Annotated in this window: 15 protein-coding genes; 8 read left to right on the top strand and 7 right to left on the bottom strand. The window is 54.1% G+C overall.

Features of this window, described 5'->3' with window-relative positions:
• Positions 1-3: 3 nt before the first annotated feature.
• Entirely contained in the window at positions 4-765 is a 762-nt protein-coding gene (locus tag SJQ66_RS00290; RefSeq protein ID WP_157685115.1) for a TerC family protein, read from the bottom strand.
• Positions 766-1052: 287 nt separating this feature from the next.
• Here SJQ66_RS00290 and SJQ66_RS00285 point away from each other — a divergent pair, with 287 nt between their 5' ends.
• The gene (locus SJQ66_RS00285) at positions 1053-1223 is read left to right on the top strand and encodes a Flp family type IVb pilin (RefSeq protein WP_024904544.1); all 171 of its coding nucleotides are present in this window, start codon (positions 1053-1055) and stop codon (positions 1221-1223) included.
• A gap of 45 nt (positions 1224-1268) precedes the next feature.
• Here the strand turns inward: SJQ66_RS00285 and SJQ66_RS00280 are convergent, their stop codons facing one another.
• The 3 genes from SJQ66_RS00280 to SJQ66_RS00270 all read right to left on the bottom strand — a co-directional run bounded on the left by SJQ66_RS00280 (position 1269) and on the right by SJQ66_RS00270 (position 4333).
• Complete coding sequence (locus tag SJQ66_RS00280; protein WP_024904543.1) at positions 1269-2039, bottom strand: L-rhamnose 1-dehydrogenase Lra1; 771 nt, start codon at positions 2037-2039, stop codon at positions 1269-1271.
• A 72-nt stretch (positions 2040-2111) separates the two neighbouring features.
• Complete coding sequence (rhaT, locus tag SJQ66_RS00275) at positions 2112-3170, bottom strand: L-rhamnose/proton symporter RhaT (protein WP_024904542.1); 1059 nt, start codon at positions 3168-3170, stop codon at positions 2112-2114.
• A gap of 260 nt (positions 3171-3430) precedes the next feature.
• Positions 3431-4333: an amidohydrolase family protein gene (locus SJQ66_RS00270; RefSeq protein ID WP_320533732.1), complete on the bottom strand. Its 903-nt coding sequence runs from the start codon at positions 4331-4333 to the stop codon at positions 3431-3433.
• A 698-nt stretch (positions 4334-5031) separates the two neighbouring features.
• On the opposite strand from SJQ66_RS00270, the gene SJQ66_RS00265 reads away from it, so the two are divergent.
• A complete protein-coding gene (locus SJQ66_RS00265) occupies positions 5032-5244 on the top strand; it encodes a hypothetical protein (protein WP_024904540.1) in 213 nt (70 codons plus the stop codon).
• A 158-nt stretch (positions 5245-5402) separates the two neighbouring features.
• Positions 5403-5630, top strand: a complete 228-nt coding sequence (locus SJQ66_RS00260; RefSeq protein ID WP_157685114.1) for a hypothetical protein — start codon at positions 5403-5405, stop codon at positions 5628-5630.
• A 14-nt stretch (positions 5631-5644) separates the two neighbouring features.
• Here SJQ66_RS00260 and SJQ66_RS00255 read toward each other — a convergent pair whose 3' ends face one another.
• Positions 5645-6511 (bottom strand): NADPH-dependent oxidoreductase, encoded by an 867-nt coding sequence (locus SJQ66_RS00255; RefSeq protein ID WP_024904539.1) that lies wholly within the window; start codon positions 6509-6511, stop codon positions 5645-5647.
• An 81-nt stretch (positions 6512-6592) separates the two neighbouring features.
• A complete protein-coding gene (locus tag SJQ66_RS00250; RefSeq protein ID WP_046153547.1) occupies positions 6593-7492 on the bottom strand; it encodes a LysR family transcriptional regulator in 900 nt (299 codons plus the stop codon).
• A gap of 225 nt (positions 7493-7717) precedes the next feature.
• On the opposite strand from SJQ66_RS00250, the gene SJQ66_RS00245 reads away from it, so the two are divergent.
• Genes SJQ66_RS00245 through SJQ66_RS00235 form a run of 3 tightly spaced genes read left to right on the top strand, consistent with a single transcriptional unit; the run spans position 7718 to position 11403 of the window.
• Entirely contained in the window at positions 7718-8917 is a 1200-nt protein-coding gene (locus tag SJQ66_RS00245; RefSeq protein ID WP_081765046.1) for an alpha/beta fold hydrolase, read from the top strand.
• Positions 8918-8965: 48 nt separating this feature from the next.
• Complete coding sequence (locus SJQ66_RS00240; RefSeq protein WP_051504599.1) at positions 8966-10345, top strand: MFS transporter; 1380 nt, start codon at positions 8966-8968, stop codon at positions 10343-10345.
• Positions 10342-11403 carry an alpha/beta fold hydrolase gene (locus SJQ66_RS00235; RefSeq protein ID WP_320533731.1) on the top strand — a complete coding sequence of 354 codons (1062 nt, stop codon included), beginning with the start codon at positions 10342-10344 and terminating at the stop codon, positions 11401-11403. The genes SJQ66_RS00240 and SJQ66_RS00235 overlap by 4 nt, the downstream gene beginning before the upstream one ends.
• Positions 11404-11479: 76 nt before the next feature.
• Here the strand turns inward: SJQ66_RS00235 and SJQ66_RS00230 are convergent, their stop codons facing one another.
• Positions 11480-12517, bottom strand: a complete 1038-nt coding sequence (locus SJQ66_RS00230) for a GNAT family N-acetyltransferase (protein ID WP_186303543.1) — start codon at positions 12515-12517, stop codon at positions 11480-11482.
• A 374-nt stretch (positions 12518-12891) separates the two neighbouring features.
• Between SJQ66_RS00230 and SJQ66_RS00225 the strand changes: the two genes are divergently transcribed.
• Together SJQ66_RS00225 and SJQ66_RS00220 are read left to right on the top strand one after the other, a co-directional pair.
• Positions 12892-13095 carry a hypothetical protein gene (locus SJQ66_RS00225; protein WP_046154522.1) on the top strand — a complete coding sequence of 68 codons (204 nt, stop codon included), beginning with the start codon at positions 12892-12894 and terminating at the stop codon, positions 13093-13095.
• A 215-nt stretch (positions 13096-13310) separates the two neighbouring features.
• On the top strand, positions 13311-14138 hold the full coding sequence (locus SJQ66_RS00220) for an amidohydrolase family protein (protein WP_024904532.1): 828 nt from the start codon (positions 13311-13313) through the stop codon (positions 14136-14138).
• The last annotated feature ends 142 nt before the right edge of the window (positions 14139-14280 follow it).

The following is a 14280-nucleotide window of genomic DNA, read 5'->3' as shown; positions in this document are numbered from 1 at the left end:
TGGCTAATGTCCGTGGAGACGTTGTATCCATCGCAACGTCTCCTGGAACCAGGAATCCGCGACGGCTACGCTGATGCCGGCCCATGCAAGGAGCACCGCGCCGCCCCAGGTCAGCCAGCGCGATCGATTGAGCACAGGGGCGATCGCGACAGCACTTGTCAGCACCAACGGGATACTGATGGCGACAGCGGTGGCGGCATACAAGAGTCCCATGATCGATACCGAGAGAGTGGATGCGCCGGAGCCTATGGTGTCTTGAAAAACGGGCGTGAGCACCATGTTCGCGCCCTGCAGCGCGTGAATTGCCGCAGCGAGTGCAATAACGTTGTCGATACTTAATGACGCATCGACAAAGGCAATGGTCCCGGCGATACGCCACTGATTCCTTGTAGGGCGGATGACGGGGATCGAGTCCGCCACGGGTTCGCGATGTGGGCGGTGCTCCACAACGAGGCGATAGGCAAGGTAGCAGAGGTAGATACCCGCAAAAAACGACAGGTGTGGTACCAGCGTCAACGCTTGCGCAGCCGTTAGCATTGTCACCCGTAATAGAAATGCACTGATACAAGCGCGCACCAGCACGCGACGGCGTTGGCCACGGGGTATCGACGCACATACCGGAGCGATACCAACAATATTGTTTAGTCCGAGCGTGATGTCGAGAATAAGCAATTGGAGGATCAGGCTCCACTGGACGCCTGCAAATGCGAAATGATACGCATCGGCCTGCGACGGGAAATTCATAAGCGAAAGGGAATGTGACAAGGAGTAAATCAGACCGTACCGCATTTTGCCGGGCACTGGGTTAATTGTGCAAGGCGATCATTCCCAAAAATGGCGCATATTGCCAAACAGCGGCCGAGAATGCGTTGCGGCGTAACATCGACCGCTGCACGATCTAAAATTACATTTGCTTACACTGTAGGGCGAGTTCGGTATAATCCGTCGAACGCCGGACTTTTCGAAACGAAGTCTAACACCCGTTTTTCCGGGGCGTTTATTATCTTCCCGAGTCGTTGGGTAACGTGGGCTTTGCTCCCTGGAATGGCGTCATGTCGAAGTTTCTAAAATTGTTCGTCCGTGACGAACGCGGCATCAGCGCAATTGAATATACCTTGCTAGCTGGAATCGCCGTGATGGCGCTCGTTGGTCTGGGTACGAACTATAGGACGACAATCGCGGGCCTGATTTCCAATCTGTTCACGTTTGTACGGAACAGCTGAGCGCACTTTGTGCGCTGAAAGGCCATATCGGCACGTTTTTCTGTTTTATTGCAAATTCACAAAACACCCGCCGTCCACCAAGAGGGATGCGCCCGTAACATAGCGCGCCATATCGGAGGCCAGGAAAACGATTGGTCCTGCCAGATCTTCCGGTTCTCCCAGGCGCCCAAGCGGCGTTCGCTGGATCATTCTTTCTCGTTTCTCCACGTCGCTCAGATCCTCTTTATTGATATCGGTGGCGATTGTGCCTGGTAGCACCGCATTACAGCGAATGCCGTAAGGGCCGAGCGCGATGGCGCAGGATTGCATCAGGGACAGCAGACCGGCTTTCGTCGGCGTGTAATGCGTTTGCATACCGCCGCCGACCAAGGCACTGATCGAGCTGACGGCAATGATTGCACCGCCTCGCCCTTGCTGTTTCATCTGTTTTGCCGCTGCCTGTACGGCGAAGTAGGCACCGCTCATATTCGTGTCTACCGTTTTCAGATAAATCTCGCGTGGCATATCGAGAAATGAATGAAATGGGCAGATTCCGGCATTGTTTACGAACACATCGACACTACCAAATGCATCCACGGCTGCGTCGACCAGACGGTCGCCGGTACCGAGATCGGCCGCATCGGAACCAACCTCAACGGCGCGAGCGCCAATGGCGGTAATGTCGTCGATCAATGAAGCTGCGGCGCGTTTGCCGCCATCGCTGCCGCTATGGCCTATTACGACCATCGCGCCTTGGCGTGCGCACTCCAATGCGGCAGCACGGCCAATGCCGCGCGATGCGCCGGTGATGATGACTGTTTTGTCTTTGAGAAGCATCGCAACTCCTTAATGCGTAAGCAAACAGGGTAACTGCCTGATACGGGGGTACTACCTACCATGCTATTGCCATCAACTCAGGTAGTTGCCGTAACCGACCATGCAGATGGAGCCGAGAATGACGGCTATGCCGAACATCAGGACCCTTTGCGTGCGCCGACTTGTGCCACGCCATTCGCGGAAAACCAGGCCCCACAGGTTCGAGACGATGATGATGAATGACATGTGTAGCACCCATGAGCTGGCGTCGTTATGCATTCGGCTCGCGCCCATCCCATAAAAGAAGAACTGCAAGAACCACAGTGTTCCCGCGCAAGCCGCCAATACGTAATTGGCAAGTAAAGGTGTTTGACGGTTCCTATAATCGCTGAAGCTTTTGTTGCGAACGTTCAGGAAGGCGCACCAGATTGCGTTTGTGGTCAACCCTCCCCACATGATCACCATGAACGTAACGTTGTTCTGAAATAAACTGTTTGCGCCGTGCGCGATTGCCGCATCGGCAAGGGGTTTGCCGGAGGAGATGCCGTAGCTGAAGCAGGCACTCAGGATGCCTGAAATCAATGCGACAATCATGCCTTTGATCAGGGCGAATTCGGCGACGCTTTCAAACTTTGTTTCGTCCGGGACTTCTTTTTCCTTGATTGCGCCGGCACGTCCACATAAGGCAATGCCGAGCAAAGATACCGCGACGCCAAACAAGACCCATTGCCCACCAATGGAATGAAACATGGCGGTCAAGGTGCCATGTCGCTCGGACGTAAACAAGTCGCGGTACAGTGGCGGCATCAATGCGCCCAAGGCCGACGTCAGTCCGAGCACTATCGACATACCCAGCGATAAGCCAAGGTAGCGCATCGTGAGGCCAAATGTTAAACCACCAAATCCCCATAGTACACCGAACAAATATGTCCATAGCAATGTGCCGCTATCTGCATCCCGAATGATCTGTGTGAAATCCGGGACCGTCAATGTGGCTGCGATGTATGGTACGACCAACCATGAAAATAGGCCGCCGACAATCCAGTAGCTCTCCCAGGACCATCCTCTGATTTTTTTATAAGGGATATAAAAACTGCCTGATGCGAAGCCGCCGATGAAATGCAGCAGCACGCCGAGAAATATAACTTCCATCTGTCTCCTACTTTTTTATGGAGAGTCGCACCAGGCGGCCCCTGCCAGCCAGGGTTCAGTACCGTCTGCGGTGGCGCGATGTCCCGTCTCGGATCGGCCAAGCGTACGCCCGCCGATTCGTAGGAGGAGTCTAATCGACGGTGACTTGTATCTTCCAATCACAAAAACATGGAAACCGATCCGAAAATGTTATCGATGGATGTCTAACGAAAACGGGGGATGTTTGGCTCACGTTTTTGTCGAGGGATAGATCGCGTTGGCTAACGCGGTTCGGTCTTACGGGATGTAAGCTTGTAAGTGCGCTCGGCGTTATCTGCGAAGAACTTTCGGCACGCCTCCCTGGTTCGTTGCAGCATCAGTTGCTTTGTAAGCGTCACGGTATTGTCAAATGACGCCAGTGCATTGCTGTTAGGCCAATCACTGCCGAACATTACCCGGTCTTCACCGAAACAGTCGAACAGGTCATCAAAGCGCGTCTGGTAACCGGTAACGTCCAAATTCGTCTTTCCATCTACTTGCTTTGGAATTTCTGATAATTTTGCAAACACAGTGGGGCGGTCAGCGAGTTCCAGGAGGTCGTGTTCGTAACTCGTACGCTCCTTTTCAGGAACGTTTGCATTGGGCAGGTGATCGACAATGACGGTTAAATCCGGAACGGCATCGGTTGCATGCAATAACGCCTTGATCAACTTCGGATCTGGGTTGGCGCTATCGAATGCATATCCACCGGCCGCCAGCGTGCGCAAGGCTGCGACGCAGTGTGGGCGTTGCAGATCGTTTAGTGGATCACGCCCCCAAAGATTGCCATAACGAATACCGAGGAAGGGCGGTAGTTGCAGCAGTTCGCCGAGCCTTTGGCAGGCTGACATATCGCGAAGATCGAGATTACCAACGAAGCCCGCCATTTCGACGCCATTGTTGATAAGTCCAGTCCGGGCGCCTTGAATGATTCGAGAAAGCCAGAGATTGTCGTCATACCATGGACTTGCTTCAATAACGATTGCGCGTTGGATTCTGTGCGACGCGGCAAGCGGACCGTAGTGTTCGGGCAGGCTGGGGTGAAAACGCACATCGCCTGGCTCTGGCCACGGAATACCTTGGGGACGACGTGTGTCAAATAGATGAATATGTGAATCTACGACTGGACCGTCGTATAACGTCATGCTTGTCTCCATCTTGATTCCTTTATTTCATCATACGCTTTTGCGTTTTCTACATGTGGATTGAGGGGTTGATCTTAGGCAGGTTCGATTTTTACATCGGCTGATCTATTTTTAGACGCGTATCGATAAACGCGCTAATGGCAGCAAATATCAGGCGCTGCCCGTTCAAGAGAGAGCGTAGCGACATGACAGCGCAGAGATTGTCTTATCTGAAATCTGTTTGATCGGCACATGGTTCCTCGTGCTGTTGGAGCTGCCCCAGCGCCGCAATCGAATCGTATAAGCGGTCAAGATCCAAAGACGGAGGAAAGCACGTGCGGTTTGCTTGCCGGCTCATTTGAAAGCTGATCACGGCTTTTAGTACGGGCGTCGCTATTCGTTTTTCGCTGTAACTTATGCAACTAACAGACTTTATTGAGCGACATAAAAATATGGACGACCTATCGCTAATGCATGCGACGACGCTGTGCATGTAAGAGGTTCGGCAGGCATCGCACGGAGCGGCAACGCAGCGCGCTGCGTTATCAATGACAGGGGACATCTGAGGTCAGATCGCTGTATGCATTGTGGCTTGACATCAATGAGTCATTTTTGGAAGACAGCGACGCCGCAGTTGTATCGGTCGTGTTTATCCGCGCGCGCGTTGTGGACGTCGCGACCAAAAATGGGTACCGGAACGTGAAGGAATTGATCACAGCGTGCTGATTGTTGACGGGCAGAGCGGGACGGCCTTTGCTTTCGCATTGCAACGCGCGGGCATTGATCGGGACAGCATTGTCGACGCGGCGCCGAACGCAAGCCTCACAGGTGTCTGGTTGCCTCGCGTCCGAATGAAGAAGTTGCGAACGCCAAAGATCTTGGTTGGGCGTGAGGGCGCAATAGCAGAGTTGGGCTTTCAAGCATGGCACTAAGCGCGACATAGCGAGGCTGCATATAACGCCTTAGATCGCGCGACGCGTCAGGATTGGGCCGAATACTTGGCGTGGTACCGTACGTTTTTGGATATTCCCGTACGTTACGCTACACGGGTGTAGGGAGTGCGCACAAATACCTCGAAAAAACACCGGGCATGGTGCCTTATTTAAAACACATCCATGTCTACAACCCAGCTGGATTTGTAAGTGGTGGTGTTCCCATCGGTGACGTGCCGAGTATGCGAAGAGATATTCCCGCAATCGTTCGCCGTATCAGTCGGGATCTGTTTTTAGCAGATATCGAGAAACATACGCAGCGCTTGGCGTTGGATGTGCCAAGCGATTTCGAATTTGCAGACTATGCGGCGCGTGTATGGCAATGAAAATATCGGCCGGCCTAAACCAGAGGCACGCCAAGTTTCGCCAGTGCCTGTCGCAGACGATCCCGACCTTTCAATGCGGAAATAGGGCCTAAGCGACCCAGAATCAACTGGCTCCATGATTGCGGCGGCAAACCCTGCTCGTCGCGGAACGCTGCCGTTGCCCTGTCGTGGTCGGCAATAGCAGTGTGTTGGTCTGGCTGGTATCGCTCCCTATGCAGTACGGCACGCTGCGGCAAACGCGGCTTCACGGCGGTTTGCACGGCAGGGTCTGGATGGCCCACGACAAGCCCCGCGACGGCCCATGCGCGCTGCGGCAAACCGAGCAAGGCCGCAACGCGTTCCGGATCATTGCGTAGTGCACCGATATAGACGGTGCCAAGCCCTAACGATTCCGCTGCGGTAAGCGCGTTTTGCGCCGCGAGAGCGGCATCGACGATGGCGACAATCGCCGTTTCAGTGAAGTCGAGCGACTGGAGCTTCTGGCCTGCAGCGGCACCAATCGCGTCGGCGCGGGCCAGGTCTGCAATCCAGACCAGGATCAATGGCGCATCCACGATATGACGCTGATTACCGGCAACCTCTGAAAGTTGCGCGCGTGTTACGGGGTCCGTGACTGCGACAACACTCCACGCTTGTACATTCGATGAAGTCGGTGCCGATGATGCTGCCGCAACGAGTGCTTCTATCGTGCCTTCAGGTAAGGGAGTTGAAAGAAAGCTTCGTATAGATCGATGTTGCAACAGCAAAGAAAGTGTTTCGTTCCACTGTTGAGTGGGTAATGCCTCACGGTATCGCTGGAAGTACATGGACCGGATGGATTCCGGCGTGACGTCGGCGGAACGATGGGCATGCGCTTGCGCGCTGTTTGAATGATCGGTCATCGGGAAGGCTCCTTGCTATTGTGACGATATTATGCCGTGCTCTTTCCCAATAGGTTTTGTAGGGGTTAAGAACGTTTGTACTTATCGATATTTCCTGGCTTTTTCACGAAGGAGTTCCGCGACCTTTGCGGCGGCCTCGTTCGCTTGGTCACGAAGCGTTGCCATATGAAGCGGCGCTCCGATCCGCGAATCGGCCGCGAATGGCCGATAGACCACTCCATGTTGGCCATATCGTTGCATCGACGCCGGTACCAATGTGATGCCCAAGCCAGCCGCGACTTGGTTGATGGCCGCGCCCATTCGAGGCACTTCCTGAAGGACCCTTGGCTCGAAGCCCTGCAATTGGCACGCGGCGATGAAATCCGCGTACAGGCCCGGTGCTCCGGGTCGACGCACCAGCACGAAGCCTTCGCCACGCAACGCTTCCAACGTGATGTCATTGTCGTTGGCGCAGCGATGGGCTTCCGGCAGAACAACGACCATTTCTTCATCAACCAATGGAGTGAATACAATCTCATCCGGCGTATTGGTCGGTTTTCTGAGAATGGCTACCTGTACGCGATTAAGCAGCATGCGTTCGATAATCTCGGCTGCATTGAGTTCTAGCAGATCGACCGTGACGTCTTTATATTGCTGACGAAACAGACGGACGGTGGACAAAGACAGCGGATGAAATGTCGCGGAGCTTGTCATCGCCATCGTGACCTGGCCCAACTCGCCTTGCGCAATCCGGCCAGCTTTGCGCACGGCGCGATCGAGCATTACAAGAATATCCCGGACATCTCCTTCCAATGAGACGGCAGCCGGGGTAGGCTCTGCGCCTCGCGGTAAGCGGGAGAATAGGGAAAACCCGAGTTCCGCTTCAAGCGCCTTGATTTGTTGTGAAAGGGGCGGCTGCTCGATGAACAGGCGCGAGGCGGCGCGCGTGAACTGTTTTTCTTCAGCCACTGCAAGAAAGTATCGTAGCTGCCTTAATTCCATGAAGTGACTCCCAAATCCCGAAGAAGGAACTTGCATGCCTTTGGTATATGGACATTGCTGTCATATAAATATCATATGGCAGGTGCCATTTTTATGTATTTTACATCCGGCATCCAGGTTTCTAAGATGATGTTGTTCCTCGATATGCATGAGGCATCGTAAAGATCGCGCGCTGCGGCTATAAGTAATCGCGGGGATGGAAAAATCGATAAAAAGGGAGACGGCATGTGGCATTGGAAAGTTCACGCTCGTAAGCGGTTGCATGCGAAATGTCCTTTTATTGCCCGTCATGTGGCGGCGTGGGCGGCAGCACTCGCCTTGAGCGGTCCTTATGTTGCCGGTTCATCGGCGTTGGCAGCGTCCCGGGATGCGCATCAATCGCATTTGCGGCCCGTCCAAGCCGTTTCCCATACCACGCTGACCGTCGCGGGCGGAGCGCTGGCCTATTACGCGTCGGAGGATTTGCAGCAGCCGCAGCCAAACATCCGGCGCGCGATTATCGTGATCCACGGCAAGCTGCGCAATGCTGACCAATACTACGCGAACATGCATGAGGAGGCGGCGCAGGTGGAGGGCACGTCGGCCTCTCGTGAAATCTTGGTTATCGCGCCGCAATTCCTGTCAATGCTGGACACGGCACCGAATCACGTTGCGCCTGATGTGCTGCGTTGGCGGGGGAATGGGTGGATGGCCGGTGAACCTGCGGTGGCGCCCTCACCGGTGAGTTCATATGCCGCCTTGGATGCATTTCTTAAAATATTATCCGATCGATCACGTTTTCCACAGTTGCGGGAGGTCGTGTTGGCCGGTCATTCGGGGGGCGCCCAGGTGGTACAGCGCTACGCGTTTGCGTCGCAGGCCGCGGCCGCACTGACGCGGCAAGGGATTCCCGTCCGTTTTCTTGTTGCCAGCCCATCGAGCTATCTGTATTTCGATGAAAAGCGTCCGGTAAGCACACCGGATGTGTCAGCGCCCAGTCCTTCGGAGGTAGCGGCAGGCTATGAGAAGACAGCGCCGTTGTCCGTGAATTTCGAACCGTTTGACGGCGCGCATTGCCCAAATTTTAACGACTGGAAATACGGCACGAATGCGCTATCGCCGTATGTTCGGGATCAGTGGGCACAGACAAAAGAGGGCGCGGAAAAGCGCGAGCAAGCGTATATGCGGCTTGACCTGACCTATCTGGTGGGCGGTAACGATGACGATCCGCAGCAAAGCGCATTGGACAAGAGTTGCGCCGCGGAGGCGCAAGGGCCGCAGCGCGTCGCGCGTGCGGCAGCATATCAAGCCTATTTGCATCAACGGGACAATTTGACGGTAGCGCAACCGTTCTACATTGTGCCGGGTGTCGGCCATAACGAATCAAGGATGTTCAAATCGGTATGCGCGCGCCATGTACTTTTCGGTACGGCGGGATGTGATTGAAAGCAATAGAACGATAGAAGCCCAATATGGCAGCACGGAGACAAGAAGATGAACGACACCATCGATACCGGGACACTTGACTCAGCTCCCTCCATGCTGACCCGACGGCAGATTCAGCGCGCAATTGTGACGTCGGTTATCGGAAACGGGCTGGAATGGTTCGATTTCCTCGCCTATGGTTATTTTGCAAAAACCATCGCGAATGTGTTTTTCCCGAGTGCAAATGGTTTTGTCTCACTCGCGTTGACATTGGCGACGTTTGCCATTGGATTCATTGTGCGGCCGTTGGGAGGCGTATTGTTCGGTCTATATGCCGACCGATGCGGTCGGACACGTGCGATGTCCGTGCTGATCATGATGATGGCCACGGGCACATTCCTGATGGGCATCACACCGGGTTATACATCGATCGGTCTGGCGGCGCCGCTGATTATCGTTTTTGCACGATTGATTCAGGGGCTGGCGGTTGGCGGACAGTTCGCGACGGCATCCGCAATGCTGGTAGAGTTCGCGCCGCCCGGCAAGAAGATGTTTTATGGCAGTTTCAATATGGCGTCACAGGCATTGGCGTTACTGCTGTCATCTGGGTGCGGCTGGCTGTTGACCACGGGTCTGTCGCACGATGCGTTGATCGCATGGGGCTGGCGTGTGCCGTTCCTGCTTGGCTCGTTGGTCGGACCATTGGGCTTTTATATTAGGCATCGCGTGGACGAGTCGCCGGAATTTCTCGCGTTGCAGGCTCAAAGCGCTTCCCATCCTCGATCGAAAATGACGGTCGGTCAATTTTTTCGAGAAAATGGTGATGCTGCATTGTGCGCGATGGGCGTGATCATCGTTGGCGCTGCTACAAACTATATATGGCATTCCTATATACCTGTATATGCCGAGCGTGAATTGCACCTGCCTTTGTCGTCCGCCCTGGTCGGCGCTTTCGTATCGGGCTTCATGAATTTGTTTCTGTATCCCCTGGCGGGAAAGCTTGCGGATCGCTTCGGCGGGTATCGATTGCTCTATCCAGTCGTATTGTGCTGGGCCGCGTGCGTCTACCCACTATTCTGGTTTGTAGTGTCCGCACCGTCTCCAGGGCGTTTAATGTTCGCGCAGGTTGTTTCCACGGTGTTTTTGGCAGCGATGTCGGGTTCCCATCCAGGTATGCTGGCTATGATCTTTCCTGTTCGCTCTCGTTCCACCGGCGTTGCGTTGTCGTACAACATTGCCGTTACGTTGTTTGGCGGGCTTGCGCCGCTGAGTGTCGCTACACTAATAAACTGGACTGGTAGCGCAATGATGCCGGCTTTCTATATCATTTTCGCGGCGGTCGTGTCGCTGGGGCTGGTGCATTTCACGCGTACCGGAAAAGGCGCGTTGCGTGTCGACCAAGGGCATTCGATCGACTTTTCTGCAAAAACGGAAATTGCTTCCCGATGACCGCTCATTCCGATATGTTTTCCAACGCATTAGATCGTAATGATGAACGCGCTCCCAACGAACGTCCGGTAGAAACGGTTGCAAGGTCCTTCTTGACAGTGGACGCAACGCATTGTGTGCCTGTTTACGCCTCGTCGGCGTGGTCGTCTTGCGCCGTCGCGTCGACCGTCGACACGGCTTTGATTATCCTGCATGGTCGGCTACGTAACGCGGATGCGTACTACGCCTCCGCGTTACGTGCAGTAAAAGCTGCTGGACGATCATTGGATAATACGGTTGTGGTCGTGCCGCAATATCTTGCGCATGCTGACATCGAACGACATAACTTACCGAGCAATGTTCTGCATTGGGAATGGACAAGCTGGATGGGCGGGGATACATCGCTTGGCCCGGTTCCGGTCAGTTCCTTTGAAGTGCTGGACGCGATCGTGGAACAGATTGCAACGGCCGGGCGCTTTCCATCGTTGCGACAAGTTATTATTGCGGGCCATTCCGGCGGCGCGCAGGTGGTGCATCGATATGCCGTCGTTACCCGTGTCGGGGCAGTTCTGGCGACGCATCGTCTGCGTGCACGGTTTGTGATAGCAAATCCGTCGTCTTATGTATATTTTGACGACCAAAGGCCATGCGCCGATGGCGTGTTCGTGCCATTCGATGCGTCACGCTGCCCTGCGTTCAATCATTGGAAGTATGGTCCGAAGGCCGTCCCGAAGTACATCGGTGATCGCGACTTTGCCTTATTGGAACGCGAATATATGCGTCGCGATGTCTGGTATCTTCTAGGAGAGCATGATTGTTCTCCGACACATCCTGCGCTTGATGTATCCTGCGCAGCCATGGCACAAGGTCCACATCGGTTAGCGCGTGGACAATACTATTTTCGATATCTTCAGAGACGACATGCGAATACACGTGCCGGCATCACCGATACGATGGCAAGTCCAGACGATGCCCGGCAAATAGCGCATCATCTGAAGGTCGTGCCCGGCGTCGGACATGATGGAGACAGCATGTTGACGTCGGAAGAAGGTGTCGCGGCGTTGTTTGGTGATCTATAAGAACGTGTATCGACGGTTGCAATACTTCGCTGACAAGGCTGCTCGATTCAACCCGGATGAGATGAAAGTGCTGAGTTCACGCGAGAACAAGGTTTTTTTCCAATACAACAAAGTTGAGATCGTCACGTAGCGGTGTGCCAAATCGATTATCGTCGTAAGGGAATTCCCATCTTTCACCCGTATCACGATATCCGCGCCGTTCATACCATTCGATCAACTTATCGCGCACATTCACGACCGTCATTTGGACCAGGGTACCCCCGTGCTCCAGAACCCACTGTTCGGCGCAATAGAGCAAGGCTTGGCCCAGACCACGGTTCTGCTGTTGTGGATCGACGGTCAGCGAGCCGAGATACCAGATGTCCTTTTCCCGCGGTTCAAGCCATACACACCCTTTTAACGGCATCCCAGGACAGTCACGCCATGTTAAAAGCGACCCGGTTGGGCTATCGCGTATCTCCGTGCGGAGTAATACCTCGCTCGTGCGATCTCCGGAGATGTATGCCGCTTCGGTTGCCCAGTTGGATTCGGAGCCCGATCCACGATAGGCTTGGTTCATCATCAAGACAATTGTCGGGATGTCGCTTTCGTTCGCGGGTGTTAATTGGCGCGCGGCGATCTGTCGTGATCGCTCTTCGAGCGATAGATCGGCAAGTGCCTTTTCGATGGTCGAGAGCTGATTCAGCAACGGGCCCGACAGACCATCGGCGACTTGTTTGACCGCGGCTTCCACAAACGGAAGGATCGTCTTTCTCGAACGATCCATCACTTGCATACCTGCCGTGGTCAACGATAACCGTTTGCTTCGTCCGTCGAAGGTCGATGGGTCTGCCGTGACCAGCCCAGCTTCGATCAACTTCTTTACGTTACGCGTGGTGACGGGTTGGCTGATGCCAGTGGCTTGAGATAACGACCCTACCGTTTGTGGTCCATCGGACAACATCGCAAGAAGAGGGAATTGCCCCGGAAATACACTGATGCCCGCACGTTGCGTAATTCGACTTACATCTGACTGCATATGCTCGGCCAGGCGTTTTAGCCGACTTCCTAGAAACAAATAACCTTGTTCTGAAATCAGGTCTGGCCGGCCGGTTCCGTCGACGTCAATATGCACATTTCCCTCCTGAGTACGGTTGATGATGCCATCGGATGCTTCAACACGTCTCCGATCACGCTCACATCGAGAAATTATATGCCTAGGCATTAATTATGGTGAAATATTTAATGAATATTCATTTGTATGAATAAATGCCAATTTTGCGGGTAATTTACGGCGTTTATTGATGGCGTAATCAACATATGTGATACCTAAAAACTGCGATATCTGTAATTTACCTTAAAGGAGTAGTCAAATTGGTCGTTATCCAAGCATGGCGTCCGAGTTGATGTTTATCGGACTCACGAGAACTGGTCGGTGACATGTTCCGTCGGATACGCCAAAACCTGCGCGTCGGGTTGGAGACGCGGATGATTTGCTACGAGGGAGCAATGAACGCTACACACATCAGCAAGCAGTTCCGCGGCGAAGCAGAACCTTTTGCACAGGTACCGAATGGCACGTCACGTGACTTGGCGAAATGGATCGCTGAAAATTCGGCACGCTTGGACCACTCGGATCTGGATGTGCTGTTTTCCGTGGGGCGTGCTTTATATGCAGCCGAAGCAGAACAGAAATGGCGAGATTCCTGGTAGTCATTCGGAGAGGGCGTCCAGTGGGCATGGATGCGCTGAGGTGGCGTGGATTTTTCGCAGGCGTTGATGTTATGCGTGGATAGGGTCATGGAATCGAGGAGGGTGGTTTCGGATAGCGGAAGTGCGTAGTACGATAACGCCACGGGCCCTCTTTCGAGATACGCCGTTCTGGGCGTTAGGCCTGCTTTCAAACGCACGGGATATAGAGGAGTGGGATGGGTATCTTCGACGAAAAAAAGATAGACTGCCATAACCACCTATTCGATCCCGTGCGTTTTCCCTACCGCAGTGATACCGTGTATCGGCCGTCCGGCCAGGAAGTGGGCACATCGGCCCAATTTAAAACGGTCATGGACGCCAGCGGCGTGCAGCATGCATTATTGGTAGGTCCTACGAGTGGCTATCGCACCGATAATGCCTGCATGCTCGATGCCATTGCGCAGGGGCAAGGGCGATTTAAAGGCATTGCGGTAGTTGAAAACGAGATCGATCAACGCGGACTGCTGGCACTGCGTGATGCCGGTGTGGTCGGCATCGCATTCAATCCCGCGATGGAAGGTGTCCAGGCGCTTGCCGATGCCGAACCACTTTTTCACCGCTTGGCTGACCTGGATATGTTCGCGCAGATTCAGGTAGCCGGCGATCAACTATTGGCATTGACTGGCTTGATCGACAAGACACGAACGCGTATCTTGATCGATCATTGCGGACGACCAGATCCTCAAAAGGGTCTGCATCAGGCCGGATTCAAAGCACTGCTCGACTTGGCGAAGAATGGCCGTACGGTCGTCAAGATATCCGGGCTGCAAAAGATCTCCAGCGAATCACATCCATACGAAGATGCGCAGGTGTACGCGCGTGCGCTTATCTCCACGTTCGGCCCGGAGGCCTGCGTATGGGGTTCGGATTGGCCGTTTTTGCGAGCCCCCGAACGCCTTGATTATGCGCCGTTGCTTTGCCTGTTTGAAACCTTGGTGCCTGACGGCGTCGTTCGTAGGACAATCTTGTGGGAAACCCCGCGCAGATTGTTTGGGTTTGTATAAGTCGACCGGTTGAATCCGCCACGGCCGATTCAACCACGCGCCGCATCAACTCATCCACCAGACCTTTACTTGTGCGCCAGGTTCGCTATATTCAAGAACGCGGTCATTGCACTTGATACGTATGCGTCGTCGTTGTCGCTTA

The organism is Robbsia andropogonis (assembly GCF_034047095.1).
Taxonomy (GTDB): domain Bacteria; phylum Pseudomonadota; class Gammaproteobacteria; order Burkholderiales; family Burkholderiaceae; genus Robbsia; species Robbsia andropogonis.
The sequence above is the reverse complement of the archived record's forward strand: the minus strand, read 5'-3'. Positions and strand labels throughout refer to the sequence as shown.

Bases quoted from the DNA above. Each gene is read 5' to 3' on its own strand.
- SJQ66_RS00235 (WP_320533731.1), top strand. From the start codon at position 10,342: ATGACCGCTCATTCCGATATGTTTTCCAACGCATTAGATCGTAATGAT.
- SJQ66_RS00250 (WP_046153547.1), bottom strand. From the start codon at position 7,492: ATGGAATTAAGGCAGCTACGATACTTTCTTGCAGTGGCTGAAGAAAAA.
- SJQ66_RS00280 (WP_024904543.1), bottom strand. From the start codon at position 2,039: ATGCTTCTCAAAGACAAAACAGTCATCATCACCGGCGCATCGCGCGGC.
- SJQ66_RS00240 (WP_051504599.1), top strand. From the start codon at position 8,966: ATGAACGACACCATCGATACCGGGACACTTGACTCAGCTCCCTCCATG.
- SJQ66_RS00285 (WP_024904544.1), top strand. From the start codon at position 1,053: ATGTCGAAGTTTCTAAAATTGTTCGTCCGTGACGAACGCGGCATCAGC.
- SJQ66_RS00255 (WP_024904539.1), bottom strand. From the start codon at position 6,511: ATGACCGATCATTCAAACAGCGCGCAAGCGCATGCCCATCGTTCCGCC.
- SJQ66_RS00245 (WP_081765046.1), top strand. From the start codon at position 7,718: ATGTGGCATTGGAAAGTTCACGCTCGTAAGCGGTTGCATGCGAAATGT.
- SJQ66_RS00270 (WP_320533732.1), bottom strand. From the start codon at position 4,333: ATGACGTTATACGACGGTCCAGTCGTAGATTCACATATTCATCTATTT.
- SJQ66_RS00225 (WP_046154522.1), top strand. From the start codon at position 12,892: ATGAACGCTACACACATCAGCAAGCAGTTCCGCGGCGAAGCAGAACCT.
- SJQ66_RS00220 (WP_024904532.1), top strand. From the start codon at position 13,311: ATGGGTATCTTCGACGAAAAAAAGATAGACTGCCATAACCACCTATTC.
- SJQ66_RS00260 (WP_157685114.1), top strand. From the start codon at position 5,403: ATGGTGCCTTATTTAAAACACATCCATGTCTACAACCCAGCTGGATTT.
- rhaT (WP_024904542.1), bottom strand. From the start codon at position 3,170: ATGGAAGTTATATTTCTCGGCGTGCTGCTGCATTTCATCGGCGGCTTC.